At 73.0% G+C, this 25906-nt stretch carries 21 protein-coding genes; 11 read left to right on the forward strand and 10 right to left on the reverse strand.

The genetic code is table 11. The annotated features are described in order from the left end of the window. Positions 1-44: 44 nt before the first annotated feature. The 6 genes from NMK44_RS10880 to NMK44_RS10905 form a co-directional block, all read right to left on the reverse strand. Positions 45-1064, reverse strand: a complete 1020-nt coding sequence (locus NMK44_RS10880) for a GDP-mannose 4,6-dehydratase (protein ID WP_254740928.1) — start codon at positions 1062-1064, stop codon at positions 45-47. 78 nt (positions 1065-1142) lie between these two features. After that, on the reverse strand, positions 1143-2789 hold the full coding sequence (locus NMK44_RS10885) for a hypothetical protein (RefSeq protein WP_254740930.1): 1647 nt from the start codon (positions 2787-2789) through the stop codon (positions 1143-1145). After that, entirely contained in the window at positions 2786-4297 is a 1512-nt protein-coding gene (gene pelF / locus NMK44_RS10890; protein ID WP_254740932.1) for a GT4 family glycosyltransferase PelF, read from the reverse strand. Before pelF ends, NMK44_RS10885 begins: the two co-directional genes overlap by 4 nt. 181 nt (positions 4298-4478) lie before the next feature. Further along, the gene (locus NMK44_RS10895; RefSeq protein WP_254740934.1) at positions 4479-6656 is read right to left on the reverse strand and encodes a hypothetical protein; all 2178 of its coding nucleotides are present in this window, start codon (positions 6654-6656) and stop codon (positions 4479-4481) included. A gap of 565 nt (positions 6657-7221) precedes the next feature. Next, positions 7222-7392: a hypothetical protein gene (locus tag NMK44_RS10900; RefSeq protein WP_254740936.1), complete on the reverse strand. Its 171-nt coding sequence runs from the start codon at positions 7390-7392 to the stop codon at positions 7222-7224. Positions 7393-7814: 422 nt separating this feature from the next. Then, positions 7815-9287 (reverse strand): FAD-dependent monooxygenase, encoded by a 1473-nt coding sequence (locus NMK44_RS10905; RefSeq protein WP_254740938.1) that lies wholly within the window; start codon positions 9285-9287, stop codon positions 7815-7817. A gap of 138 nt (positions 9288-9425) precedes the next feature. On the opposite strand from NMK44_RS10905, the gene NMK44_RS10910 reads away from it, so the two are divergent. The 7 genes from NMK44_RS10910 to NMK44_RS10940 all read left to right on the forward strand — a co-directional run bounded on the left by NMK44_RS10910 (position 9426) and on the right by NMK44_RS10940 (position 18123). Then, the gene (locus NMK44_RS10910; protein WP_254740940.1) at positions 9426-10040 is read left to right on the forward strand and encodes a TetR/AcrR family transcriptional regulator C-terminal domain-containing protein; all 615 of its coding nucleotides are present in this window, start codon (positions 9426-9428) and stop codon (positions 10038-10040) included. A gap of 57 nt (positions 10041-10097) precedes the next feature. Continuing rightward, positions 10098-11657: a bifunctional phosphatase PAP2/diacylglycerol kinase family protein gene (locus NMK44_RS10915; RefSeq protein ID WP_254740942.1), complete on the forward strand. Its 1560-nt coding sequence runs from the start codon at positions 10098-10100 to the stop codon at positions 11655-11657. Positions 11658-11754: 97 nt separating this feature from the next. Next, the gene (locus NMK44_RS10920) at positions 11755-12900 is read left to right on the forward strand and encodes a DMT family transporter (RefSeq protein ID WP_254740944.1); all 1146 of its coding nucleotides are present in this window, start codon (positions 11755-11757) and stop codon (positions 12898-12900) included. Between the two features lie 203 nt (positions 12901-13103). Next, on the forward strand, positions 13104-14579 hold the full coding sequence (locus NMK44_RS10925) for a ricin-type beta-trefoil lectin domain protein (RefSeq protein ID WP_254740946.1): 1476 nt from the start codon (positions 13104-13106) through the stop codon (positions 14577-14579). 131 nt (positions 14580-14710) lie between these two features. Further along, positions 14711-16051 (forward strand): MFS transporter, encoded by a 1341-nt coding sequence (locus NMK44_RS10930; protein WP_254740948.1) that lies wholly within the window; start codon positions 14711-14713, stop codon positions 16049-16051. A 30-nt stretch (positions 16052-16081) separates the two neighbouring features. Next, complete coding sequence (locus NMK44_RS10935) at positions 16082-16765, forward strand: response regulator transcription factor (RefSeq protein WP_254740950.1); 684 nt, start codon at positions 16082-16084, stop codon at positions 16763-16765. Further along, the gene (locus NMK44_RS10940) at positions 16747-18123 is read left to right on the forward strand and encodes a sensor histidine kinase (RefSeq protein ID WP_254740952.1); all 1377 of its coding nucleotides are present in this window, start codon (positions 16747-16749) and stop codon (positions 18121-18123) included. Before NMK44_RS10935 ends, NMK44_RS10940 begins: the two co-directional genes overlap by 19 nt. Here the strand turns inward: NMK44_RS10940 and NMK44_RS10945 are convergent. Together NMK44_RS10945 and NMK44_RS10950 are read right to left on the reverse strand one after the other, a co-directional pair. Further along, positions 18114-19049, reverse strand: a complete 936-nt coding sequence (locus NMK44_RS10945; protein ID WP_254740954.1) for a TAXI family TRAP transporter solute-binding subunit — start codon at positions 19047-19049, stop codon at positions 18114-18116. The two genes, NMK44_RS10940 and NMK44_RS10945, sit on opposite strands and share 10 nt — an antisense overlap. Positions 19050-19599: 550 nt before the next feature. Next, a complete protein-coding gene (locus tag NMK44_RS10950) occupies positions 19600-20034 on the reverse strand; it encodes an ATP-binding protein (RefSeq protein ID WP_254740956.1) in 435 nt (144 codons plus the stop codon). 240 nt (positions 20035-20274) lie between these two features. Between NMK44_RS10950 and NMK44_RS10955 the strand changes: the two genes are divergently transcribed. The 3 genes from NMK44_RS10955 to NMK44_RS10965 all read left to right on the forward strand — a co-directional run bounded on the left by NMK44_RS10955 (position 20275) and on the right by NMK44_RS10965 (position 22323). Beyond that, entirely contained in the window at positions 20275-21132 is an 858-nt protein-coding gene (locus tag NMK44_RS10955; protein WP_254740958.1) for a Sco1979 family transcriptional regulator, read from the forward strand. Positions 21133-21164: 32 nt separating this feature from the next. Beyond that, positions 21165-21434 (forward strand): DUF397 domain-containing protein, encoded by a 270-nt coding sequence (locus NMK44_RS10960; RefSeq protein ID WP_302888088.1) that lies wholly within the window; start codon positions 21165-21167, stop codon positions 21432-21434. A 100-nt stretch (positions 21435-21534) separates the two neighbouring features. Further along, positions 21535-22323 carry an SAM-dependent methyltransferase gene (locus NMK44_RS10965; RefSeq protein WP_254740962.1) on the forward strand — a complete coding sequence of 263 codons (789 nt, stop codon included), beginning with the start codon at positions 21535-21537 and terminating at the stop codon, positions 22321-22323. Between the two features lie 25 nt (positions 22324-22348). Here NMK44_RS10965 and NMK44_RS10970 read toward each other — a convergent pair whose 3' ends face one another. Together NMK44_RS10970 and NMK44_RS10975 are read right to left on the reverse strand one after the other, a co-directional pair. After that, positions 22349-23764 carry a sensor histidine kinase gene (locus NMK44_RS10970; RefSeq protein ID WP_254740964.1) on the reverse strand — a complete coding sequence of 472 codons (1416 nt, stop codon included), beginning with the start codon at positions 23762-23764 and terminating at the stop codon, positions 22349-22351. Between the two features lie 4 nt (positions 23765-23768). After that, positions 23769-24476: a response regulator transcription factor gene (locus tag NMK44_RS10975; protein ID WP_254740966.1), complete on the reverse strand. Its 708-nt coding sequence runs from the start codon at positions 24474-24476 to the stop codon at positions 23769-23771. A 172-nt stretch (positions 24477-24648) separates the two neighbouring features. On the opposite strand from NMK44_RS10975, the gene NMK44_RS10980 reads away from it, so the two are divergent. Beyond that, entirely contained in the window at positions 24649-25902 is a 1254-nt protein-coding gene (locus NMK44_RS10980; protein WP_254740968.1) for a glycosyltransferase family 4 protein, read from the forward strand. Positions 25903-25906: the final 4 nt, after the last annotated feature.

The following is a 25906-nucleotide window of genomic DNA, read 5'->3' on the forward strand; positions in this document are numbered from 1 at the left end:
GATGTGACGGTGGAGTGGCTCGGGGGTGACGCGGGGGTGACGGATCAGACGTTGTAGAGGTCCGTCTTGTAGCGGGCGAGGTTCGCCGGGTCGCGGAAGAAGGCGATGGTGTGCTCCAGGCCCTTCTCGAGGGTGTGCGCGGGGCTCCATCCGGTGGCGGTGCGCAGCCGGGTGGCGTCGCACACCAGCCGCATCACCTCGGAGTCTGCGGGCCGTACCCGCTGGGCGTCCTCGCGGACGTCGAGCGTGGTGTCCATCAGCTTGCCGACGAGGGTGACCAGATCACCGACGGAGATCTCACCGCCGGTCCCCGCGTTGAAGGTGCGGCCGACGACATCCGCGGCGGGGGCGGTGCCCACGGCGAGGAACGCCGCCGCGGTGTCCTTGACGAAGGTGAAGTCGCGGGTGGGACGGAGGTCTCCGAGGGTGATGGTGGTCTGCCCGGCCGCCACCTGGCCGATGACGGTGGGGATCACGGCGCGCATGGACTGGCGCGGGCCGAAGGTGTTGAACGGACGCAGGGTGACCACCGGGGTGCCGAAGCTGGCGTGGTAGCTGTCGGCCAGCCGGTCCCCGCCCGCCTTGGAGGCGGCGTACGGGGACTGGGTGTTGATGGGGTGGTCCTCGGTGATGGGGACGGTCCGCGCGCTGCCGTAGGTCTCGCTGGTGGAGGTGTGCACCAGCCGGGGGATCTCCAGGTGGCGCACCGCCTCCAGCACGTTGAGGGTGCCGGTCACATTGGTCTCGACATAGCTGTGCGGGGCCCGGTAGGAGTACGGGATCGCGATGAGGGCGGCGAGGTGGTAGACGGCGTCGGTGCCGCGGAGGAGACCGCCCACCGAACCCGGGTCGCGGACGTCACCGAGGACCACCTCGACGTTGGCCATCACCTCGTGGGGCAGGGACTCCAGCCAGCCGAAGGACGAGAAGGAGTTGTACTGCACCATCGCCCGCACCCGGTGGCCGGTGGCCACCAGCGCCTCGACGAGATGCGAACCGATGAAGCCCTCCGCGCCGGTGACGGCGACGGTGGTGGCGAAGGTGGCGGAGGTGGTTTCGGACATACGGGAACTCCCCTTCTGGTGCGATGGTGTGATGCGGTGGTGTGATGCGGTGGTGACCCGGTGGCGGAGCGCGCCGGATCAGCGGTGCGTGGTCATCCGGCCGAGCAGTGCGGTGGCGGCGGTGAGCAGGACGGCCGTGGCCACGCCGCAGACCGCGAGCTGGACCACCGGCGGCCGGGAGAACTCCCCGGCCGCCGCCGCGGCTTCCGCCGCCGCGGCCGCGGCACACACCACGGCCGGTGTCCACGCAGAGCCGAACGCCTGGAGCAGCAGCCCGGTCCACAGGGTGGAGCCGAGCGCGAGCACGGCGAGCAGCCGGACGGCGCCCAGGGGCGGCGCCGCGGGCCAGAGGGTGTGGGTGAGCCACACCAGTGCGGTCAGGGCGATGAGATATCCGGACAGACAGCCGCTGAGCACCCCGCGGGTCCGCCACCGCAGACCGCGGAGGGTGGTGCTGCGGGCGAGTGCCATGAGCGCGCGGCCGCGGCAGCGGTGGAGCAGCCATTCGGCCGCGCCCATGCTGAGCGTCAGCGCGATCACCACCGGTCCGGTCAGCGCCGCCCCCGCGCCGTGGCGCACCATCTCACCGAACGCGGCCACGGTGGTGAGCACGGCGCAGCCGAGGCCGAACAGGCCGTACGGCACCGAGACCGTCAGCGGTACCACAGGTTCGGGCGTGGTCTCCTTCGCCGGACCACGGCGGGCCGCGCGGCGCGGCGGCCGTACCCGTGGGCCGGGCCGTGGTGTCACCGCGCGGTGGCGGCCCCTGGGCCGGGTGTCCTCGCCCGGCCCGAGGGGCACCGTGGCCCGCCATCGCCCGCGCAGGACGGCGGTCACACCGCGACGCCATGACCCGCCGTCCGGGGAATGGGCCCGCACGGTCTCCCGGACCGCCACCAGCAGGACGGTGGCGACCGTGGTGAGCAGGGCCACCGCCCGTGCCCAGGACGGCAGTCCGGGGCCCGGCAGCAGCGTGGCACCGACGGCGGTCGGCAGCAGCGCCGGCGGCAGCAGCCGCTCCTTGCCCAGCACCAGCAGCACGGTGGCGGCGGCGAGATAGGCCGACTGCCCGGCCGCGAACGCCAGGGCACCCCCGGACGACGGAAACGACAGCGCGGCGAGGAAGGCGAGCAGCGCCCCCAGGGGCGCGCCGGTCCGCAGACAGCGTCCGGTGGCCGCGCGGCCACCGGAGGCCAGCCGGATATGGGCGCGGTGGGCAAGCCCCTGGTTCCAGGCCCAGCCCACGAGCGCGGAGGCGGTCAGCGCACCGCTTCCGGCGGGCAGCCCCAGAACGCCGGGCGGGCCGGTGAGGAAGGGCGCGCCCACCGCGTAGCCGAGTCCGGGTGACGCGAACACCAGACCGCGCAGCAGGAACGGGCCGGGCACCGCCCGCCATGGGTCGGGGCGCGGCGGTGGCGCGGGATGGACACGCGGCACCCGTGCGTAGAGTTCGGCCGCGAGCTCGAAGGTGTCCCGGCGGCCGAACCGCTCCTGGACCTGCTCCCCGGTCAGTCCGTCCGCCTCCAGCACAGCGGCGATCTCATCGGGATGGACGGCACCGGCAGCCAACCCCCCGAAGTCCACGAGGAGTTCATCCAGCGGATCCCGGGCCCAGCGCGGCCGGGACGGAACGCCGCGGGGGTGCGCGGGCCGGAGCGGTAAGAGCTCCGGGGCATCAGCCGTACCGGGTTCCGCGGGCGGTACGAGTCGCAGGGGACCGCTCATGCCGTACCGTCCGCGGCCAGGGCCATCGCGGCCGCGGGGGCGGGGCCCGCCACCCCGCCGCGGTGTCCGGACAGTTCGTGGTAGATCTCGCGGAAGGCGCTGATGGTCCGGCGCAGGGTGAACTGCTCGATCACCCGCAGCCGGGCGGCCTCCCCCATCCGGGCGCGCAGCGCCGGGTCCCGCAGCAGGGTCAGCGCGGCCCTCGCCATCCGCTCCGGATCGCGGGGCGGTACGACGAGCCCGCTGTCGCCGACGGCCTCGCGGACCCCGCCCACATCGGTCGAGACGGTGGCCCGTCCGCAGGACATGGCTTCGATGAGGGTGAAGGGGAAGCCCTCGCTGATGCTGGAGAGCATCACCACGGTGCCCGCCGCGTAGGCGTCGCGGATGTCCTCGACGCGTCCCTCGAAGGTGACGGCCCCGGCGACGCCCAGCTCCGTGGCGAGGGTCTCGCAGGAGCTCCGGTAGTCCTCGGCGCCGCGCGGGGTGCCGCCGAACAGGCGCAGCCGGGCGGTGGGTATCTCTTCGCGGACCAGTGCGAAGGCACGGATGAGGGTCTCCAGGCCTTTGATCGGGTCGACCCGTCCGGCCCAGCTGAGGGTGGGTGTGTCCGGCTCCGGACCGGCGGGCGGGAAGGCGGCCGGATCCACCCCGTTGTAGACGGTGCGGATGCGCTCGGGCGGGGTGCCACCGTGTTCCTCCCAGCGGCGGTTGTAGCGGTTGCCGGGGGTGACCAGGGCGGCCCGGCGGTAGCTCTCCTGGGCCAGCAGCCGGAAGAAGCCCAGCATCAGCGCCTTGACCGGCCAGCCGTAGGGCTCGGCGCGGAAGCCGAGATAGCGCTCGCGCAGATAGACGCCGTGTTCGGTGAGCAGGAAGGGGGTGCCGTGGCGTTCCCGTGCCACCAGGCCCGGGAGCGCAGCGAGTCCACCGCTGACGGCGTGGGTGACACCGTCGGCGGGCGGTACGGCGGCCAGCGGGCGCAGGGCGTGTTCCAGCAGGTCGGTGGCGGTGAGTGCGTCGTGCAGGGTGGGCCGGGCGGATGCGATGGGCAGGTCCGGGCGGTTCCACAGCCGGACCAGGAGGCGGACCGCGGGCTCGGAGGCCATGGCGGCGGAGAGGGTGCCGTGTTCGGCGTACTCCGCCAGCCGGTACAGCTCGGTGGCGAACAGCCGCTCCCGGTCCGGGTCGAGCAGGGCCAGCAGGAACCGCTCGTACCCGGTGAGGAAGCACCGCATCGCCCGGCCCCTCGGCGGGGTGGCGCGCACCGCCCGCGGCGGTCCCCACAGCGGTACGCAGCTCACCGCCGTGACCTGCGGCGGAATCGGCCAGGCGAGTGTTTCCCGCCCGGTGCCGGTCACCGCGATGACGCGGAAGGTGATGTCCGGCATCCCGGTCACCAGTTGGTCGCACCACACGCTCACCCCGCCGTGGCTGTGCGGGTAGGTGCCCTCGGTCAGCAGCGTCACCGTGGTGGCGCCGGGCACGGGCTCGGCAAGCGGTCCTCGCATGTCGATTCGGTCTCTCCCAGAACGGCCGGAACGGCACGGACGGCACGGCGGACGGGTGGAACGGGAACAGGAAAAGAGGGAACGGCTCCGGCGGGCACGGGGCACCCTCCCCGGGTCCGTGGGACATCACGGACCCGGGGAGCGCCGGTTGACGGATCCGGCGCGGGCGCCGCCCGCGCGGTTACGCGCGCGTGGCGTCTCCCGGCCCGTACGGCACGGGCTTGCGGACCCCGGCCGGAACCGGCAGCCGGTCGGCGGGCTTGGCGGCGCGGGCCGCGGCTGCCGTACCGGACGGGTCGGCCGGGACCGCGCCCTCGGCCAGGGTGAAGGTGATCCGGCTCTGCGACGCGCCCGGAGCGGCCCAGCCGGAGCGCAGTCCGGCGTAGGCGCTGCCGAAGGTCACGGTGCCGGAGCCGGACTGGGCCTGCCGGGTGCCGGGCGGCAGGGTCGCCGGGGCCCGTACACCGCTGGGGGCGGTGACGGTGACGGTGTCACCGATGCGGTAGGCGGTGACACGTCCGGCGGCGAGGGCCGCGTCCCAGGCGGCCCGGCGGCGCATCTCCTCACCGATGTCCTTCATCCGGAGGTTGACCACCGGGGTGTTGTCCGCGAAGAGGCGGCCGTAGTCAGCGAGGACCTTCTCCAGCGCGGGGTAGGCGATCCGCTCCTCGGCCAGGTTGGACTGGTGGATGTAGTGCGGACGGGGATCGTTGGACAGCACATGGCCCAGTGCGATCCTCGACTCCAGCGGCACGATGTACGACGCATAGCCGGTGGAGGTGTCCAACGGCTCGTTCAGACAGGTGGTGTTGGCGGAGCCCTCGCACACACCGCTGCCGCCGTCGGACTTCCTGGCGTAGATCCAGTTGTACTCGTCCACCTGCTCGGCGGCGTGCCCGGCGTTGTAGAAGATGTTCATCGGATGGCGCGGCACGGTGGTGGCGGGGCCGAGGGTGCGCTGCTCCTTCTCCCGTGAGGCGTCGGCGGCCAGCGAGGTCACCCGGGTGAGGGTGAGGGCGGGCGCCAGGTTCGGGTTGTCGGAGGGCTGCTGGGGCAGTGTCTTCAGTCCCGAGTGCTCACCGGTGACCAGTTCGGCACGGTCCACGGAGAGGCTGTTCCGCCCGGCCCAGCTCAGGTTGTCGTTGATCTGGCCGGTGATGTCGGCCGGTCCGACCCAGCGGGTGGTGCCGAGGAGGCCGGTCGAACACTTCCACGGGACGACGGAGGTGTCCTGTACACAGCCGAGGAACGGGTGGTTGTAGGTGTGGTTGATCCAGCGGTAGGAACCCTGGTCGGCCAGGAGCCGCTGGGCGAGCGGGTCGCTGCCGCCGTTCTCGTCCTTGTACGCCTCGCTGCCGCCGCCGTTGAAGGCCATGTCCAGGGTGAACCCATGGTCGGTGGACCACTCCTCGGCGTACCGGGCGTCCGCCGCGGTCATCCGGATGGGGTCGTTCTCGGCGTCGTCGCCCGCGCCCGCGCAGTCCACGTCGCCCGGGGTGCAGTTGAGTTCGGTGTCCCAGCGGTCGTCACCGGCGAACACATCGTCCACGTGCACCGCGTAGTAGTTGCGGTCGGCGCCCAGGTGGATGCCCTGGGTGGCCCATTCCACGATGCCGCGCGCCAGCAGCCGGAACTGGCTCTGGTACTGGTTGTAGACGAAGGTGACGACCAGCTCCCGGCGTCCGTCGTGGGCGTATTCACCGACCAGCGCACCACGGGCGTCGCCGCCCGGGATCGGGGCGTCGACGTAGGGCGTGAAGGTCGCGCCCTCGGTCTGGTTCGCCAGCGGCACCGACAGATAGCCGTAGCTCTCGGTCACGGCGGGGTCGTTGTCCTCGAAGGGCACACTGCCGCCGAGGTAGCCGAAGGGGCCGGACTCACCGGCGGCCGTGACCTTCGCGGTGCGCCCGTCCAGGGAGCCGATATAGCCCGGGTTCTGGGGGTAACCCAGGCCGACGGCCGGACGGGCGTAGGTGTAGGCATCCACCTGCCGGATGCCGAAGCGCTTCTCATAGGCGACGAGTGCGGCCATCTCCGCGGAGCCGTCGCCGAACGGATTGTCATTGGGCACTACCACTGCCTGGTACTTGGCGCGCGGGCGCCCGTCGACGGTGTCGCCGAGGAAGGCGGCGTCGATCCGCGACCGCCCGGAGGCGGTCAGGTCGACGGTGGTGTAGGGCGTGCCCGAACCCTTGAGTTCGGTGGTGATCGCCGCGGTGGCCGGGCCCTTGTCGTCCAGGACCAGGACACGCAGATCGATTCTCGGTGCCGGTGCGGCACCGGCGCCGATCGCCGGTGCCGTCGCCGACAGCAGGACCGCCGCGGCGCACGCCGCGGCAGGCCGGGTCATCCGACCCATGGTGAACTCCCCCCAGGGGCAGCCGCGCAGGGCGCGGCAGCCGACCGGTGTGTGACACACGTGAACAAGCCACTCAGTGGCAGGTGTTCACGCGGAATGAACGATGAGTGATCCTCAAGAAGCGGCTTCGCCGCGGCCGGGGCTCCCCTCCCCGGCCGCTGTCGGGGCTCCCCTCCCCGACCGCCGTACCGAATCGCCGGCCGAGGACACCACCGTCCTCACCAGCAGCGCGACCGAAGCCGAAACCGCGCAGACCATATAGTGCGGCATGTCCGGGGGGATGGACTGCCGTATCACCGTATGACCCGTCTTCGGCCGGACCGACCATGGCCGATTATCGACGCTCCGGAACACACCACCCGGCACGCGGCTTCACAGATGTGTGGGACCTGTGACGATCGGACACCTCGCGGTGACCTGTATCGTCATTGGTCTATACCACTAGCGTGAGCCCTTCATTCGGCGAGGTGGCCCGGCAGGGGGCCACCCTCTTCGATCGTGCCGAATTCGGCTGAATGATGGCCGTCCGAAATGTTCGACATTGAAGCGATTGGCCGCGGAGCCCTCAGTCCACGCTCTGGAGGATGTGCGGCTCGGCCAGGTCGTCCTCGTAACCGGCGAGGCGGATCGGCGCGGAGCGTGCCCACACCTCCAGACTGCCCACTTCCGAGGGCTCTGCGCACCGCCCGTCGTCGTCTGCGTGCGACTCTTCGCTCTGTGTCTGTTCGGGGGTCACCGCACACTCCCTGTGTCGGCTGAACCGGATCTGTCGCCAGGTTAACCAGCAAGGGAACGCTCCGCGCGTCGATTTCCACGGAGTGGACAAGGAATGGACAACGGCCCGTCGCGGCGTTACGTCCGGTGGCCGCGGGGCGCCAGTCGTGCTGAGCTGGATGCCGGGGGCCGGTGGGCATGACGGCCGAACGGGTGACGGACCCCTGGCGCGCGGCCCGGGGCCGGAGGCGGCCGGCCGGCCCCTCGCCGGAGTGTGCGCACGGCCCGTGCGGCGCTCCGGCCACGAAGATCGACTCCATCGCCGGCCGCACCCCGCGCCCCCTTCCGGCGAGAGCGCGACGGAAGTGCGGCGGACGCTACACCGCCGGGCCGGGCGCCGCACGCCGGTGCCACGACCGGGCGTACGCACCGCACACGGTCCGGTCAGGCCGCCCCGGGCAGCCTCACGGCACCGTCCACCGCACGGCGCGCCCAGGCGATATGGCCGTCCGGTCGCACCAGCACGGTGGCCAGTCCGTCCCAGCCCGGGTGGGCGGTGACCGGGCGGGCGGCCACGGTGCGGACCCGGTCCGCGCCACCGGCGAGCCCAGCGGCCGCGGCCACGAGATCCGCTCCCGGCCCCTCCGCGGTGAGGCCGAGCAGCACGAAGCGCCCGTCGGCCAGCAGCGGGTACAGACTCGGTCCGCACTCCCCGTCCAGTCCCACATCGGGGGCGCGGTCACCGGCCAGCGGCCCGCCGTCCGGGGCCGGGTAGGCGACGTCCAGCGCCGAGACCTGCCCGGCCAGCCGCCGGTTGACATCGGGGTGGTCGGCCAGGATCCCGCTGAGGACATCGCGCAGCGCCTGGGCGTCCGCGGTGTGGGCGGCGCCGATGGCCGTCTGGGCCCGGGTGTTCTCCAGCAGCGCGGTACCGACCGGATGCCGTTCCGCGTGATAGGTGTCCAGCAGCGCGGCGGGAGCGCGTCCGTGGCAGACGGAGGCCAGTTTCCATCCGAGGTTGAAGGCGTCCTGGACGCCCACGTTGAGCCCCTGGCCGCCGAAGGGCATATGCATATGCGCCGCGTCCCCGGCGAGCAGCACCCGCCCGGCGCGGTAACGGGCTGCCTGGCGCGCGGCGTTGCCGAAGCGGGACAGCCACCGGGGCGCGCGCATCCCGAAGTCGGTGCCCGCCACGGCGCGCACGGCGGTGCGCAGCTCCTCCAGAGTGAGGGGCTGGGCAGTGGGGACGGCGGAGGACTCCTGGGTGGAGCCGACGATGCGGTGGTACCCGTCCGCCAGCTCGACGATCAGAATGCCGCCCCGGGCGTTGTCGTACGACGGGGCGCCCGCGGGCGGCGGCGCGTCGAGCAGGACGTCGCCGAGGAAGCCGGTGGTGGTGGTCGGGGTGCCGGGGAAGTCGATCCCCACCGAGGAGCGCACCGCGCTCCCGGCACCGTCACAGCCCACCACCCAGGCCGCCCGCAGGACATCGGTCCCGTCCGGTCCCGCCACCTCCACCTCGGCGCCGTCCGCGTCCTGGCGCACCGCGAGGACCTGGTGCCCCCACCGGACCTCGCCGCCGAGTTCCTCCAGCCGTCGCTCCAGAAGCTGTTCGGTGCGCCGCTGGGGAAGGACCAGGGTGTACGGGAAGCGGGTGTCGAGCGCGGAGAACTCCAGCCGGGTGGGCAGCCCCCCGTAGTGGCCGACGGGCAGCGGGACGCCCTCGGCGGTGAACCGCCCCGCGATACCGCGCAGCGCCAGCACTTCCAGGGTGCGCGGATGGAGCGTGAGCGCCTTGGAGTGCGGACTGCGTCCGGCCGCGCGCTCCACGACGGTGACCGGCACTCCCGCCAGCTGCAATTCGGCGGCGAGCAGCAGTCCGGTCGGCCCGGCCCCCACCACGACGACGTCATCCACCACAGCGTCTCCTCCGGTTCGGTCTCCTGCTCTTGATCCTGGATCAAGAGCCTTGTCCCAGTACACTTGATCCCGGGTCAAGACGCAAGCGCGGATCGCGACGCGCAGGGACGCGCGGGACAGAGGGAGACAGTGCGCATGGGCCTGGACCGCACGGCCGTGGTGACGGCGGCGCTGGAGCTGCTCGACGAGTCGGGGCTGGAGAAGCTCACGATGCGCAAGGTGGCCGAGCGGCTCGGCGTTCAGCTCAACACCGTCTACTGGCACGCCTCCAGCAAGCCGCGGCTGCTGGAGCTCATGGCCGACGCGATGCTCGACGGCTGCGCGGCCGAACCCCTGCCGGAGCCGTGGGAGGAGCGGGCCCGCACCCTGGCCGGGCGCTATCGCTCGGCGCTGCTGGCCCACCGGGACGGGGCGCGGGTGGTGGCCGGTACCGATGTGACCGAGGACAACACCCTGCGCTTCGCCGACGCGCTGACGGGCGCGTTCCTGGCCGGGGAGCACGATCCGGCGGAGGCGGCGTGGCGGACCTGGGCCCTGGTCTACTTCACCCTCGGCCTGGTCCAGGAGGAACAGGCCGCGGACGGCACCGGCGGCGGCCCTCAGGCGCTGCGGCGGGCGGTCACCGCCGAGCGCTACCCCTCGCTCGCGGCGGCCGTTCCGCACTTCGGCGGCTTCGAGGACCGCTTCGTACACGGTGTCGGACTCATCGTCGGCGGCCGTACCCGGGAGCCCGCCCGCCGGCGGGTTTGATCACACTCGGATTCCGATGACGCGTGCCGACGGCGGATCCGGGATACCCATTGACGCATGAGACGCATCAGTGAATTCGACCGCCGGCTGTTCGCCCGGGTCGCGGCCGGACGGCTGCGCGGCGCGCACCCCACGCTGCCCCGGCTCAGCCGGGCCGCCGACCACGGACGGCTGTGGTTGGGTGCCGCTGGTGTGCTGGGCGCGGTCGGCGGACGGACCGCGCGACGGGCCGCGCTGCGCGGGGTCGGCTCCCTCGCCGCTGCGTCCCTCGCCTCGAACATGGTCGTCAAGTGGACCGTGGACCGGCGGCGTCCGGTGCTGGACGGTGTACCCCTGATGCGGCGGCTGCGCGAGCAGCCCTGGACGAGTTCGTTCCCCTCCGGCCACTCGGCCTCCGCCGCCGCGTTCGCCACCGGAGTGGCCCTCGAGTCCTCCCGGTACGGCCTGCTGGTGGCCCCGCTGGCCGCCGCCGTCGCCGCCTCCCGGGTCTACGTCGGGGTGCACTACCCCAGCGATGTGCTGGCGGGCATCGCGATCGGGGTAGGCGCCGCGGTGTTCACCTGCCGCTACTGGCCGCCGCGCCCCGAGGTCCCGGCGCAGGCCCGGCCCCGGGTCTCCGCCCCCGCGCTGCCCAAGGGGGAGGGGCTGGTCCTGCTGGTCAACCAGCGGGCCGGCGCCGCTGCCGTGGGCGGACTCAGCACCGCCGATCAGCTAAGGGTGCTGCTGCCCGCCGCCGAGATCCTCGAATGCGGCCCCGACGACGACTTCATGACCCTGCTCCAGGCGGCCGGGCGACGGGCCTCCGAGCGGGCCGGGGCGCTGGGCATCTGCGGCGGCGACGGCAGTGTGAACGCGGCCGCCACCCTCGCCGCCGAGCGCGGACTGCCGCTCGCGGTGTTCGCGGGCGGCACCCTGGACCACTTCGCCCTGGACGTGGGCGTACCGGCCTTCGAGGACACCGCGCACGCGGTGACCGAGGGCGACGCCGTGGCCGTCGACCTCGCCCGCGCCGCCCCGGTCTCGGACGGGGACGACGACACCAAGCACTTCGTCAACACCTTCAGCATCGGCTTCTACCCCGAGCTGGTGCGGATCCGGGAGAGCCTCCAGGACCGGCTCGGCAAGTGGCCCGCGGCGGCCGTCGCGCTCACCCGGGTCCTGCGCACCGCGGAGCCGATGGAGATCGAGGTCAACGGGCACAAGCGGCGGCTGTGGGTGCTGTTCGTCGGCAACGGCGGCTACTCCCCCGACGGTTTCGCGCCCGCGTACCGGGACCAGCTCGACGACGGGCTGCTGGACGTCCGGGCGATCGACGGGGACCAGCGGCTGGCCCGTACCCGGCTGCTGTTCGCCGCGCTCACCGGAACGCTGGGCCGCTCCCACATCTATTCGACGGCCCGGATGCGCACACTGCGGTTGTCGGGTCTGGACGATGTGCGCTCCCTCGCCTACGACGGCGAGGTCTCCGGCACCCGCGCCGGGGCGCTGCGGCTCGACAAGCTGCCGGGCGCGCTGACCGTCTACCGGCCCGCGGAACCGCAGAACGAACTCCTCCAGCGGGCCCGTTCGGCCGCCGCCAAGGCCCCCCATTGGTGGCGGTCCGTACTACGCAGGTAGTACATGGAAGTCTGTGCTCAAGGACGACGACGAGAGCCCCCTCCACCCCCCAGGGTGGAGGTATGGACGACGACCGAACGGCCCAGGGGGTCACGACGTGACCTCCTTCGCGCTGTCTGTGCTGCTGGCCCTGGCCTCCGCGGTCTGCTACGCCGCCGGAGCCATCCTCCAGGAGCATGTCGCGGCCACGACGCCGCGTTTCCCGTCCGCGCCCCTGCGGCGCGGGAGTTGGTGGGCCGCGGTGACCCTGAACGGGACGGGCGCGGTCCTCCATGTGATCGCCCTGGCCTACGGGCCGCTGAGCGTGGTGCAGCCGCTGGGCGCCCTCACCATCGTGTTCGCGCTGCCGATGGCGGCGCTCTTCGTACGCCGCCGGGTGGGCGCGGCGGGCTGGCGGGGCGCGGTGCTGGCCACCGCCGGACTGGCCGGACTGCTCTCGCTGACCGGTTCCTCGCACGCACAGGCGCTGGCGGACCGGGAGCGGATCGTGGTGACCGTGGTGACGGTCTGCGTCATCGCGGTGCTCGCCGGGGCCGCGCGCTGGGTCGCAGTGCCGGGTGTGCGCAGCGTGCTGCTGGCCGCGGCGGCGGGCACGGCCTTCGGCATCTCGTCGGTGTTCACCAAGAACGTTGCGGTGGAGTGGAATTGGGGCGCGCTGGGTGACGCCCTGCCGAGTCTCGCCATGATCGGCCTGCTGGCGTCCAGCGGGGTGCTGCTGTCCCAGGCGTCCTACCGTGGTGCCGGGCTGGCCTCACCGCTGGCGACGGCCACCGTGGTCAATCCGGTGGTCGCCGCGGTCGTGGGCATCGCCGCGCTGGGCGAGCACTTCCGGTTCGGCGCCCCCGGCGCCCTGCTGGCCCTGGTGGCGGCACTGATCGCGAGCACCGGTCTGGTGATGCTGACGGTGCACGGCGCGGAGGCGGAGGCGCGGCGGACCGCGAAGGCCGGGGCGGCGGACGCGGCGGAGCGGGAGCGGGTCGAACGGACCGAAGCCGCCGAGGTCGCAGGGGAGTTGGAGGAGAGCGAGCGGCTGGACACGGCGGGGGCCACCGGGAGCGTGGGAACCGCCGAAACCGCCGATACGGCCGGGAAGGGCGGGGCGGTCAGGGCCATCGGTGCCGCGGGGGCATCCGATGTACCGCTGCGGATCGCACGACAGATACCCCGTCGGTCCCCGGCCGCACGGGATGAGCCGCCGGTCCTGCCGGACTGCGGTGAGGCAATGCTCCAGCCGCACGGCTGAGTTGAGCCCGACAGGGGCCGGTCCGACCGCGATGGTCTGGGCCGGCCCTGTTGCATCCCGCGCAATTTCCCTACGTTACCTGCGGACACACTGTCGGTCCTGGCGATCTTCGATCACCATGGGGGCGCCCCCACCCCGTCCGTGATCGAAGTATCCGGTGGTCCTTCTTGCCCCCTGCGGAACAACCCCCCACCTACGCCGAGTTGTCCGACGCACGGCTCGTCGAGTTCATCAGGGCCGGTGCGCCCTCACCGCATCCGGCGGCGCAGGAGCTGCGCCGCCGCCATCTGCCCCGGGTGCTGGACTACGCCCGGCTCTGCTGCCGTGACGAGTGGTCCGCCGACCGACTGGCCGCGCGGGCCTTCACCCTGGCGTTAGCCCAGATCTTCCAGACCGATGAACCGGCCGCCCCGTGGCGCCACCGCATGCTCAGCCTGGTCCACGAGGCGGCCGCCGACTGGATCACCAACCGCTCCCGCGAACGCCTCGACCCCGCCTACGCGGCCCACCTCGATGAGGGGCACGGCGGTGAACCCTCCGGCCTCCCCCTGGTGCGGGGCTTCGCCGCGCTCCCGCCTGCCACCCGGACCCTGCTGTGGCACACCCTGGTCGAGGGTGAGCCGGACAGCGAGGTGGCGCGCTGCACCGGCCGCCGGGCCGCGGATGTCCCCCGGCTGGCCGCCCGGGCCCGGGAGACCTATCGCGACCAGTGTCTGCGTGTCTATCTGGAACGCGACGCCGACGAGGAGTGCTGGGCCTTCGGACGGATCCTGGAGGTGGCCGCCGGGCGCGAGGACACCGGACGGGGCTCGGACCTCCCCGGCCACCTCACCGACTGTCCCGGCTGCGCCGCGGTGCTCTCGGGCCTGGGTGAGCTGGCCCGGCGGCCCCGCCCGCTGGTGGCCGCCGCCCTGCTGGGCTGGGCGGGCGAGCGCTACCTCCCGGACGTCCCGGTGCCCGCGGCCACCGCGCTGGTGCCGGTGGCCGCCGGGGCCGCGGAACCGGGTCGGTCGCCCGTGGCGGTCCGGCGGGTGTTCCAGCGGCCGTTCACCCGTGCCGCCCCGCTGGTGGTGTGCAGCGGTGTGGTCGTGGCGGCGGTGATCACCGGTATCTCCGCCACCGCGCAGACCGGTGGCGACTCCGAGCGGGGACGGCCCGGGAGCGCCGCGGGCGCCACTCGGCTCCCGGGCCCCTCGGCCACCTCCCCGTCCGCCACCGGGTCGCCGGGCCCCAGCCGGACACCGTCGGCGTCTCCCTCGTCCGAAGCCCCGGAGGAACCGCCCTCGCCCACCCCCACCGGTCCCTATATGACGGTGATCAACGCCGCCACGGGGCAGTGCCTCGACGTCCAGGGGGCGTTCTTCAACGGTGCCGACGTGATCACCGGGGACTGCCGCTCCGGCGCCGACACCCAGAAGTGGCGGCTCGACCCGGACGGCCTGGTGCGCAACCGCGCCAACCCCGGCTACTGCCTGGACACCCGGGGCCGGATCAGCAAGGGCGTCGCCATCTCGAACTGCGAGCGCACCCTCGATCTGCTGTTCTTCTTCGACGACCGGGGTCGGCTACGCCCGCAGCTCGCCTCCGACCGCGCCGTCGTCCCCGATGACAAGGCGGCCGGTTTCCTCTCCTTCGCCCCACTGACCACCGACACCTCCCAGCGCTGGCGCACCGGCTAGGTGGCCCGCTCTGTTAACCGGACGTTAGCTCTCGGTGCCGGAGCTGTACGCCGCGGCCTCCACTGCCGACGCTACGAGCGGCGGCGTTGCCCTCCCCGGGGCCCGCCGGACACCGTTCATGAGGAGGCCACGTGACCGACAGCGCTCCCCGGCAGCATGCCCGCACCCCCTGGCGAGCCGTAATCGGCGGTTCGATCGGGAATCTCGTCGAGTGGTTCGACTGGTTCGTCTACGCCAGCTTCGCCACCTACTTCGCCAGTGCCTTCTTCCCCAAAGGCAATGAGACCGCCCAACTGCTCAACACCGCCGGTATCTTCGCCGTCGGGTTCTTCATGCGCCCGGTGGGCGGCTGGCTGCTCGGCCGGTTCGCCGACCGGCGGGGCCGCAAGGCCGCGCTGACCCTCACCGTGACCCTGATGTCGGCCAGCGCGCTGCTCATCGCCATCGCGCCCACCTACGACCAGGTCGGGTACTTCGGCGCGGCGGTCCTGCTGGTGGCCCGGCTGCTCCAGGGGCTGTCGGTCGGCGGTGAGTACGCGGCCAGCGCCACCTATCTGACCGAGGCGTCCCAGCCCGGCCGCCGCGGCTTCGTCTCCAGCTTCCAGTACGTGTCGATGACGGCGGGACAGCTGATCGGCCTCGGCCTGCAGATCGTGCTCCAGCGCACCATGTCCGAGGACGCGCTGCACTCCTGGGGCTGGCGCATCCCGTTCATCGTCGGCGCCGTGGCCGCGGCCGTGGTCTTCTGGCTGCGGCGCAACCTGCTGGAGACCGAGGCGTACGCCGAGGAGGACGGCCACTCCGGCGAGCACCGCGGGACCATCGCCGAGCTGCTGCGCCACCGCAAGGAGGCGGCGCTGGTGATCGCGCTGACCATGGGCGGCACGGTCGCGTACTACACCTACACGACCTACCTCACCAAGTACCTGTCGAACACGGCCGGGCTCAGCAAGTCCGACGCCTCGATGGTGAGCTTCTGCGCCCTGTTCCTCTTCATGCTGCTCCAGCCGGTGGCCGGGGCGCTCTCGGACCGGATCGGCCGGCGGCCGCTGCTGATCAGCTTCGGGATCGGCTCGATGCTGGGCACCGTTCCGCTGATGACCGCGCTGTCGCACACCGACACCTTCGCCGGTGCGCTGCTGCTGTCGCTCACGGCGCTGGTCATCATCACGGGCTACACCTCCATCAACGCCGTGGTGAAGGCCGAGCTGTTCCCCACCCACGTCCGGGCGCTCGGCGTGGCCCTGCCGTACGCCCTGGCGAACGCGCTGTTCGGAGGCACCGCGGAGTATGTGGCGCTGTGGTTCAAGAAGAGCGGAGTGGAGTCCGGTTTCTACTGGTACGTCTCGGCTTGTGCCGCGGTCTCGCTCATCGTCTACCTGACCATGCGGGAGACCCGGGACACTCTGCTCACCCGGGGCGGGGCCGCGGACCGGGCGGCCTCCGGGAAGCCGCAGACGACCTCTGTGTGACCGGTCGGCCCGCCGCTTACCCTTACGCCCATGCACGTTCTCCTGGTCGAAGACGACAACCGGCTGGCGGCCGCGCTGACCGCCGCGCTGGCCCGTCTGGGCCACCAGGTCGTCCGCGCCGGGCGCGCGGACGACGCGCTGCGGCTCAAGGACGGAGCCGACTTCGTCCTGCTGGACCTGGGGCTGCCGGATATGGACGGTCTGGAGGCGCTGCGCAGGCTGCGCCGCGCCTCCGCCGTCCCGGTCATCGTGGTCACCGCCCGCTCCGAGGAGCGGGACGTACTGCGGGGGCTGCGCGGCGGGGCCGACGACTACCTGGTCAAACCCTTCCGCACCGCCGAGCTGATCGCCCGTATGGAGGCCGTGCTGCGGCGCGGCACCCGGCCGCTCACCGCCCCGGGCCCGGTGGTGGTGGCGGCGGGCGGCGTCCGGATCGACCTCGCCACGCGGCGTCTGGAGGTGGACGGCAGGCCCGTCACCCTCACCCGCCGGGAGTTCGACGTACTGGCCCTGCTGGCCCGGGAGCCCGGGGTGGTCCGCAGCCGCGAGGAGATCCTCGACGAGGTGTGGGGCGATCTGCTGCTGTCCGCGTCCCGCTCCCTGGATGTGCACATCGCCGGGATCCGCGCCAAGACCGGCTGCCCGGGGCTGGTGGAGACATTGCGCGGCACGGGATACCGGCTGGGGACCGGCGAATGCACCTCCGGATCCTGACCGTCTACACCGTCCTGATCGCCTGCCTGGTGACGGCGCTCGCGGTGCCGTTCTCGCTCGCGTACTCCTCGCACCGCACCGGGAAACTGCTGCTGGAGCGGCGGGCGGACGCCACCCGCTTCGCCGAGCTCGCCGACCAGGCGATCCGCGAGGGCGACACCGCCGGACTGGCCCAGGAGGTATCCCGCTACCACACGCTGTACGGCACCGCCGTGGAGATCCGCGACCGGGACGGGGCGCGGGTCGCGGGCGGCGGCGCCTGGGACCGCGACCAGGCCGACCGCGCTCTGTCCGGCCGCACCACCGGCAGCCTGCCGCTGATCACCCCGTTCGGCCCGGAGTCGGCGGTGGTGGCCGAACCGGTCGGCCGGGACGCCCAGGTCTTCGGGGTGGTGGTGATGCGGGCGCCCACGGCCGCGGCCCGGCGGGACGTGGCGCTGGTCTGGTCCGCGGTCGCGGCGGGCTCGGTGGTCGCGGTGCTCATCGCCCTGATCGCGGCACGGCGGCTGGCCCGCTGGATCCTGCGCCCGGTGACCGAACTGGACGTCACCACCCGTGCGATCGCCGAGGGCCGGATGGACGCCCGGGTCGCGGCGGGCGGCCGGGGCCCGGCCGAGCTGCGGCTGCTGGAGCGCCGGTTCAACGCCATGGCCGACGCGGTCTCGGCCGCCCTCGAGCGGCAGCGCGCGTTCGTCGCGGACGCCTCGCATGAGCTGCGCACCCCGCTGACCGTGCTGTCACTGCGGCTGGAGAACCTGGAACCGCATCTGAGGAAGACCGGCGACGGCGAGTTCGCCGAGGCCCTCGCCGAGGTCGACCGGCTGGCCCAGCTACTGGAGGACCTGCTGGAACTGGCCCGGGTCGAGGCGGGCGCGGCGGCGCCCGAACCGATCGCGCCCGCGGCGCTCGCCGCCCGGCTGGCCATCTGGCGCGAGGTGTACGCGGCGCGTGAGCTGACGCTGACGGTGACCCTGGACGGCGGCGGCACGGCGGACGAGGAGACCGCGCTGCCCGCGGCGGCCGGGCGGATCGCCGACATCGCCCTGGACAACGCGGCGAAGTTCGTACCGCCCGGCGGCACCGTGACCGTCTCGCTGGACGACGGGGCACTCCGGATCGCCGACGACGGCCCCGGGCTCGACCCCGAGCACCTGGCGGCCGCCCCCGGCCGCTTCTGGCGCTCCCCCGGCCACGGGAACATCCCCGGCAGCGGGCTGGGGCTCGCCATCGCCGCGGAGCTGGCCCGCGCGGCGGGCTGCACGCTGGCGCTGCGCGCCGCGGAACCGCACGGGCTGGTCGTCGAGGTACGGCTGCCGCACGGGCCGGTCCCGCTCCCGGCCTCCCGCTCTCAGCCGTAGACCTCGCGGTAGTGGGCCGCCGCGCCCGGGTGCAGCGGCACGGTGCCGGTGCCGATGGCGTACCGCTCGTCGAGCCGGCTGCCGGGCGCGTCCGGCACCGGCAGCCGGTCCCGCCGGTCGAACAGCACGGCGGTGAGAGCGCGGGCGGTGGCGGTGGCCAGACCGGCCCGGCAGACCAGGTAGCTGGGCGTGCCCACAGTGGCGGTCGGCCCGCGCAGCCCGTAGATCCCCGCGGGGATGGACGCGTTCTCGTAGACGGACCCGTGGCGGCGGCGCAGCGCGGCGGCCAGGCCGTCGAGCGGTATCAGCCGCACGGGCCGGCGCCGGGCGAGCTGGGCGATGGTCCGGGTCGGTGCGCCGCCGGACCAGAAGAACGCGTCCACCTCGGCCGCCGCGAGCGCGTCGGCGGACTCCCCGAGCCCGAGCCGGACCGCCCGCTCATCGCGCACCCCGGCCACCTCGAGCACCCGCCCCGCGGTCACCGACGTACCGGACTCGGCGGCGCCGAGCGAGACGGTCCGCCCGCTGAGGTCGGAGGGGCGCCGGATCGAGGAGTCGGCGGGCACCACCAGATGCAGATAGTTGAGGTACAGCCGGGCGAGGGCGGCGACCGGCACCGGCCGCCGGAAGGGACCCCGCCCCTTCGCGGCGTCGGCCGCGCTGTCGGCCAGCGAGAGCGCCACATCGGCGCGGCCGTCGCCGAGCATCCGGAGGTTCTCCACGCTCGCCGCGGTGGTGAGCACCCGGACGTCGATCTGCGGATGGGTCCGGTGGACCTCGTCCGCCAGCCGACTGCCGAAGATCGCGTACGGCCCGCCCCGCGGGCCGGTGGCCAGCCTGACCCGGCCGGGCGGCTCGGCCTCCTCGCACCCGGCCAGCCCGACCGCCGCAAGCGCCACGAACACGCGACGGGAAACGCGCAGCACCCGCCGATGCTAACCCGCACGGCGCGACGCGCCGCACGGGCATCACAGGGGTCGCCCCCGTGCCCCCTAGGACCGCGCCGTATCCCGCCCCTTGCACGGGGCCACGGCGGCAACCCGGGCCCGTATCGCGCCGACCGGACCGGAAGGCGCCGTATCCCGCCCCCCGGCACGGGTCACAGAGGCCGGGCCCAGGCGCCCGACGGAACCAGACCCCATGGCCCAAGACGACCCGTGCGCGGGCCCCAGGCAGCCACCCATGACCGCCACCACCGGGAGCCGGCCACATGGCCGCGACCTGGACGGCAGCGCATGCGCCGCAGGGCGGCCATGGGCTGCGCCCCGCTACCCTGCCTCTGGCTCCCTGGGCTCGGCGGCGCGTCGTGCCAGGCGGCGCCCGGGTCGGTGCCGGGGGGGCGTCCGCCGCCGGCCCCGCCGGGCGGTCGGCCGGGCCGGTGCCGTGGGGTTCATCGCGGGCGGGCGCCGGAGGGGCCGCGTGGGCATGTTGCTCTACGGACGCGGCTCGGACCGCACCGGTCCGCCGCAGAGCCGGTCAGGTCGTGAGGGCGCTCAGCTGGGCCCAGACCACGCGGCCGCCGTTGGCGGCGGGGCGGTCGCCCCAGGCGTCGGTGAGCGCGCGGACCAGGGCGAGGCCGCGGCCGCTCTCGTCCTCCACACCCGCGTCCCGCGGGGTGGGGCCGAGGGGGCCGCCGCCCTGGTCGGTGACCTCGACGTAGAGCGAGCGGCGCTCATGGGCGCGCAGCACACACAGGATCTGCTCGCTCCCGGTGTGCACGAGCGCGTTGGTGAACAGCTCGGACATCACCAGCTCCGCGGCGTCGCAGACGTCCTCGCAGAAGCCCCAGACGGGAAGTTGGGAGCGGACCCGGCGGCGGGCGGCGGCGACCGAGGCGCCACGGGCGGGCAGTCGGAAGATCTCCTGACGGAGGGCGGCGTCGTAGCACTCGGCGCTCACGAGGGGGGCCATCGTCGGGCGTTGACGCAATGCCACGGCCATTTGCCTTCCGTCTCGCTGTGGGGGGCTCAGAGGAGCACAAGTCCGCTTACCGGCCATCCTGTTGGCCCGGACACTACGCCACTATTCAGTCTGTGAGCATCAGTTGGCAAGAGGCGTTCTGCAAAATGCAGAATAGCCAGAGCACTCTGTTCCACCCATCCCGCACGTGGCACACTGACTCTCGACAATGACCGTCCGAGGAGGTACGACGTGGGTGAAGCGCGGTCTGCCCCGACCGTCGGGCAGATGGTCCTCGGTATGCGACTGCGGGACCTCCGCGAGAAGGCCGGCGTCAGCTACGAGGCAGCCGCCAGGGCCCTGCACGTCAACCAGACCACGGTCCGCAGGATGGAGAAGGCCGAGGTCGGCCTGAAACTCCCGTATGTCGAGAAGCTGCTGCAGACTTACGGGGCCGAGCAGGAGGAGATCGACGCCTTCCTCGCGCTCGCCGAGGACGCCAACAGACCCGGCTGGTGGCACCGGTTCCGCGATGTACTGCCGGACTGGTTCAGCCTCTATGTGAGTCTGGAGGGCGCGGCCAGCCGTATCCGCGCATACGAGCCGCACTTCGTGCCCGGTCTGCTCCAGACCGAGGCGTACGCCCGCGCGCTGCTGCGCATCGGCTTCCCGAACGGCAGTGAGCGCGAGGTCGACCGCCGGGTCGCGCTGCGGATGGAGCGCCAGGAGCTGCTCACCCGCCCGGACGGACCGCATCTGTGGGCCGTGATGGACGAGACGGTGCTCCGTCTCGGCATCGGCGGACCCGAGGTGATGCGGGGCCAGATCGACCGGCTGATCGAGGCCACCCGACTGCCGAACGTCACCCTTCAGGTGGTGCCGTTCTCCTCGGGACCGCATCCGGGCATGGGCGGACCGTTCCAGCTCTTCCGGTTCCGGATCGCGGAACTGCCGGACATCGTCTACGCCGAGGCCCTGACCGGCGCCGGCTATCTCGACCAACGCGCGGATGTGGCCACCTACCTGGAAGCTCTTGACCGCATGGGCACCCAGGCCACACCGGCGCGGCGCACGGAGTCGTTCCTCCGTGAGATGCGCAAGGAGCTCTGACTGTGGACCACGTGGACAACGTGTACAACGGCATGCCTGCCAAGCACCTGGGGGCCGAGGGCTGGCGCAAGCCCTGGAGCGGCCCCAACGGGGGAGCCTGTGTCGAAGTGCTGAAGCTGACGGACGGACGGGTGGCGCTGCGCCAGTCGACCGACCCCGACGGGCCCGCCCTGATCTACACCCACCATGAGATCGAGACGTTCATCCGGGGAGCCAAGGCGGGTGCCGCGGACTTCCTGCTGGGGCGGGATCCCCATCTGACCTCGCCGAAGGGGACCGGCGCGGAGCGGCGCGCCGCATGACCGGGCGCCCGGAGCACATCCGTGGCGCGGACCTTTCAGCAGACCTTCCGGCGGACTCTTCCGCGGACCTTTCCACGGGGGCAGGAGTGGCACACACATCATGAACATCGACACGACCAAGCCGCACTCGGCGCGGATGTACGACTACTACCTCGGGGGCAAGGACCACTACCAGGTCGACGAGGAGGCCGCGGGCCATGTGCTCACGGTCTATCCGGGGATCAAGACCTGCGCCCGCACCAACCGCGCCTTCATGCACCGCGCCACGCGCTGGCTCGCGGGCGAGGCCGGGGTCCGCCAGTTCCTCGACATCGGCACCGGTATACCCACCGAGCCCAACCTCCACCAGGTGGCGCAGGGCGTGGCCCCGGACGCCCGGATCGTGTACGCGGACAACGACCCGATCGTGCTGGCCTACGCCCAGGCGCTGCTGCACGGGACGTCGCAGGGGCGCACCGCCTACCTCCAGGCCGATGTGCGTGAACCCGAGCGGATCCTGAAGGCTCCCGAGCTGCACGAGACGCTCGACATGAACCAGCCGGTGGCGCTGTCGTTCAACGCGCTGTTCCACTTCGTCCCGGACGAGTACGGTCCGTACGACCTGGTCCGGCAGTTCGTGGACGCCCTGCCGTCGGGCAGCTTCCTGGTGCTCTCGCACTGCACCTCGGACTTCGACCCGGACACCTGGGGCAAGGTCGTCGAGATCTACCGCCAGGGCGGAATACCGTCGCAGGTGCGGTCCAAGGACGAGGTGGAGCGGTTCTTCGAAGGGCTGGAGCTCATCGAGCCGGGAGTCTCCGAACCCCACCTCTGGAAGCCGGACGGTGAGGTGCCCGCACTCAGCAGCACGGACGTCTCGCTCTGGGTGGGGGTCGCCCGCAAGCCGTGAACCCCTCGCGCGCCCTGGACGGGGGTCAGGGCCGCACGGGCGGTACGGGGCGGTCGCCCACCGTGAAGCCCAGCACCGCGCCGCCGCCCGACCGCGGCCGGGCGAAGACGGTGCCGCCGTGCGCGAGGGCGATCTCGCGCACGATGGCGAGGCCGAGTCCGGAGCCGGGCAGACTGCGGGCGCCGGGTGCCCGGTAGAAGCGGTCGAAGACCCGCTCGCGGTCCTCCTCGGCGATCCCGGGGCCGCGGTCATGGACCTCCACCCGGCGGCCGGTTATCACCACCTCGACCGGTCCGGTGCCCTCCCGGTCGAACTTGGCGGCGTTCTCCACCAGGTTGGAGACCGCCCGCTGCAGGGCGGACGGGCCGCCCTCGACCCGGGTGTCGCCCGACGCCCGTACGGTGATCTCGCGGCCGGTGCGGCGCTGGGCGAGGGTCGCGGCGGTGGTGGCCACCGCCTCCAGCGACACCGGTGTACGCGGTTCGTCGTCCTTCTGCCCCGCCGCCAGCTCCACCAGCTCATTGACCAGATCGGTCAGTTCACGGGTCTCCCCCGCCAGATCGGCGAGCAGGTCCTCGCGCGCGGACGGCGGCAGTTCCTCGAAGCGGCGCAGCAGCGAGACATTGGTGCGCAGTGAGGTGAGCGGGGTGCGCAGCTCATGTCCGGCGTCCTGGACCAGCCGCCGCTGGTCGTCCTTGGAACGGGCGAGCTGTCCCAGCATGCCGTCGAACGCCCGGCCCAGCCGGCCCACTTCGTCCTGTCCGGCGACCGGTACGCCCACCTCCATCCGGCCCGTGGCGGCGACGCTCTCGGCGACCCGGGTCAGCCGCACCAGCCGCCGGGTGATCCGCCCGGCCAGCCACCAGCCGACGAGTCCGGCGGCCGCGATGACGGCGGCGATGAACAGCGCGGTGCGCTTCTGGAGTTCCCGCAGCAGATCCTCGGTGTCGCTGAGCTGCTGGGCCACCTGGATCGCCCCGGTGCCGTCGCCCACGGCCACGGTGGCCATCCGGTACCGCTCGTCGCCGATGCCGATGTTGCGCCGCACCACGGCACCGGCCGTACCGGACGCGGCGGTGGCCCGGTCCTCGGCGCCCACCGGCAGCGGGGGTTTGCCCGCGTCGTGGACGGCGCCCCGGCCGTTGATCACCTGGACGTCCATCCGGCTGATCCGGCGCAGATCGCCCCGCAGTCCGTAGCGGACCGGCCCGTCCGAGGGGTAGTCGCTGAGCACCACCTTCTCACCGCGCACCTCGGTCCGCAGATCGCGGACCACATCGTCGAAGGCCGACTGCTGGTCCACCCGGACCAGTCCGGCCGCGGTGTCGTAGCTGAGCCCGCCCACCAGCAGGGTGACCACGGAGGCCACGGCCGCGAAGGACAGCGCGAAGGTGGTCCGCAGACTGGGCCGCGGGTTCCGGAGCCGTGGGGGACGGCGCATCTCCTCAGCCCTCCCGCAGGGTGTAGCCGACACCGCGCACGGTGTGGATGAGCGGTACGGCGCCCTCCAGGTCGACCTTCCGGCGCAGATAGCCGATGTAGACGGCGAGGTTCTTCGAGCCGGGGTCGAACTCATAGCCCCAGATGCGGGCGTAGATGGTGGGGTGGTCCAGCACGATGTCCGCGTTGCGCACGAGCAGTTCCAGCAGGTCGAACTCGGTGCGGGTCAGCTCCAGTTCGGTACCGGCGCGCCAGACCCGCCGCGCCGAGGGGTCCAGCCGCAGGTCCGCGACCTCGACCACCCCGTCGGCGGCCGGTTCACCGGGGCCGGCGGGAGCGGGCCCGGGGGCCGCGCGGCGCAGCAGGGCCCGCAGCCGTGCGAAGACCTCCTCGACCTCGAAGGGCTTGGCCACGTAGTCGTCGGCACCCGCGTCCAGACCCTCGATCCGGTCGGCGGTCCCGACCCTCGCGGTGAGCATGAGGATGGGTGTACGGTCCCCTTCGGCGCGCAGCACCCGGCACACCTGGAGCCCGTCCACACCCGGCATCATCACGTCGAGCACCACCACGTCCGGATGCTCGCGGTGCGCGGCGGCCAGCGCCTCGATGCCGTCGGAGACCGCGGTGACCCGGTATCCCTCCAGGGTCAGGGCACGTTCCAGGGCATGGCGGATGGCGCGGTCGTCCTCGGCGAGCAGCACGGTGTTCATCACGCCCCGAGTCTGCCAAGCAGCCCCGGACGCCGGACCGGCCCTCCCCCGGCCGCGCTTCTTACCCCGCTCTCACCTGGTTCTCGCGCCCGGCTTACCGGGCCCGGAGATGGTGTCGAACACGTTCCGGGGGAAACCCGCCCCAGCGATGCCATCTGCCGGAGAAAATCACCGTATGAAGATCGTATTCCTGCTGCACAACGCCTACGGGATCGGCGGAACGATCCGGACCACGCTGAATCTCGCCGCGGCGCTGGCCGACCACCATGAGGTGGAGATCGCTTCGATGCGGCGGCACCGCGAGGCGCCGCGGTTCACCGTGGACCCCCGGGTGCGGCTGGTTCCGCTGGTGGACACGCGCCCGGAGAGCGCCGACGCGCGGGACCCGCGGGCCGGGGAGCCGGCCCGGGACTTCCCGGTCCACGAGAAGCGCTATGAGCAGTACAGCAGGCTGACCGACGAGCGGGCGGCGGAGTATCTGCGCGGCTGCGGGGCCGATGTGATCGTGGGCACCCGGCCGGGTGTCAATGTCTATCTGGCCCGCTTCGGCCCGCGCGGCGCGCTGCGTATCGCCCAGGAGCATCTGCGGTACGAGGCGCACAGCAAGCGGCTGCGGGCGGAGCTGGCACCGCACTACCGCAGGCTCGATGCCGTGGTCACGACGACCGAGGCCGATGCCGCCGTCTACCAGGAGCGGATGCCGCTGCCGGGGGCGCGGATCCTGGCGATACCCAACAGCGTCCCGGAACCGGACGTCCCGCCCTCCGAGGGCACCGAACCGGTGATCGCGGCGGCCGGCCGGCTGGTCCGCGGCAAACGCTTCGACCTGCTGATCGACGCCTTCGCCGAGGTCGTGGACAAGCATCCGGAATGGCGGCTGCGGATCTACGGCGGCGGTGCGGAGAAGGACCGGCTGAGCGAGCGCATCACCGACCGCGGGCTGGTGGGCAGCGCCGAGCTGATGGGGCCGCGCTCCCCGATCGAGGCGGAGTTCGCCAAGGCATCGCTGGTGGCGGTGGCCTCGGACGCCGAGTCGTTCGGCATGACGATCGTGGAGGCGATGCGCTGCGGTGTGCCGGTGGTGAGCACCGACTGCCCGCTCGGCCCCTCCGAGATCATCCAGGACGGGGCCACCGGGCGGCTGGTGCCCACCGGGGACAAGCACGCGCTCGCCGGTGCGCTGCTGGAGCTGATCGATGACGCCCCGGCCCGGCAGGCCATGGGGGTCGCGGCGCTGGAGTCCGCGCGGACCTATGACCCGGCGCCGATCGCCCGGCGCTACGAGCGGCTCTTCGAGGAGCTGGCCGACAGCCGCGGCGCCCGTGCGCGGGCGCGCATCCGGGCCGCGCTGCGGTCCCGCGCCGGACGGCTGCTGCGCCGCTGCACGGCGGTGTTCCGCCGCCGCCCGAAGGCGGCGGCGGGCGGCTGAGGGG

Source organism: Streptomyces cucumeris (assembly GCF_024295805.1).
Classification (GTDB): domain Bacteria; phylum Actinomycetota; class Actinomycetes; order Streptomycetales; family Streptomycetaceae; genus Streptomyces; species Streptomyces cucumeris.

What these genes read in the sequence shown, in the direction of transcription:
- NMK44_RS10885 (WP_254740930.1), bottom strand. Translation starts at nt 2,789, where the DNA reads ATGAGCGGTCCCCTGCGACTCGTACCGCCCGCGGAACCCGGTACGGCT.
- NMK44_RS10895 (WP_254740934.1), bottom strand. Translation starts at nt 6,656, where the DNA reads ATGGGTCGGATGACCCGGCCTGCCGCGGCGTGCGCCGCGGCGGTCCTG.
- NMK44_RS10935 (WP_254740950.1), top strand. Translation starts at nt 16,082, where the DNA reads ATGCACGTTCTCCTGGTCGAAGACGACAACCGGCTGGCGGCCGCGCTG.
- NMK44_RS10915 (WP_254740942.1), top strand. Translation starts at nt 10,098, where the DNA reads ATGAGACGCATCAGTGAATTCGACCGCCGGCTGTTCGCCCGGGTCGCG.
- NMK44_RS10950 (WP_254740956.1), bottom strand. Translation starts at nt 20,034, where the DNA reads ATGGCCCCCCTCGTGAGCGCCGAGTGCTACGACGCCGCCCTCCGTCAG.
- NMK44_RS10980 (WP_254740968.1), top strand. Translation starts at nt 24,649, where the DNA reads ATGAAGATCGTATTCCTGCTGCACAACGCCTACGGGATCGGCGGAACG.
- NMK44_RS10910 (WP_254740940.1), top strand. Translation starts at nt 9,426, where the DNA reads ATGGGCCTGGACCGCACGGCCGTGGTGACGGCGGCGCTGGAGCTGCTC.
- NMK44_RS10940 (WP_254740952.1), top strand. Translation starts at nt 16,747, where the DNA reads ATGCACCTCCGGATCCTGACCGTCTACACCGTCCTGATCGCCTGCCTG.
- NMK44_RS10960 (WP_302888088.1), top strand. Translation starts at nt 21,165, where the DNA reads ATGCCTGCCAAGCACCTGGGGGCCGAGGGCTGGCGCAAGCCCTGGAGC.
- NMK44_RS10970 (WP_254740964.1), bottom strand. Translation starts at nt 23,764, where the DNA reads ATGCGCCGTCCCCCACGGCTCCGGAACCCGCGGCCCAGTCTGCGGACC.
- NMK44_RS10965 (WP_254740962.1), top strand. Translation starts at nt 21,535, where the DNA reads ATGAACATCGACACGACCAAGCCGCACTCGGCGCGGATGTACGACTAC.
- NMK44_RS10880 (WP_254740928.1), bottom strand. Translation starts at nt 1,064, where the DNA reads ATGTCCGAAACCACCTCCGCCACCTTCGCCACCACCGTCGCCGTCACC.
- pelF (WP_254740932.1), bottom strand. Translation starts at nt 4,297, where the DNA reads ATGCGAGGACCGCTTGCCGAGCCCGTGCCCGGCGCCACCACGGTGACG.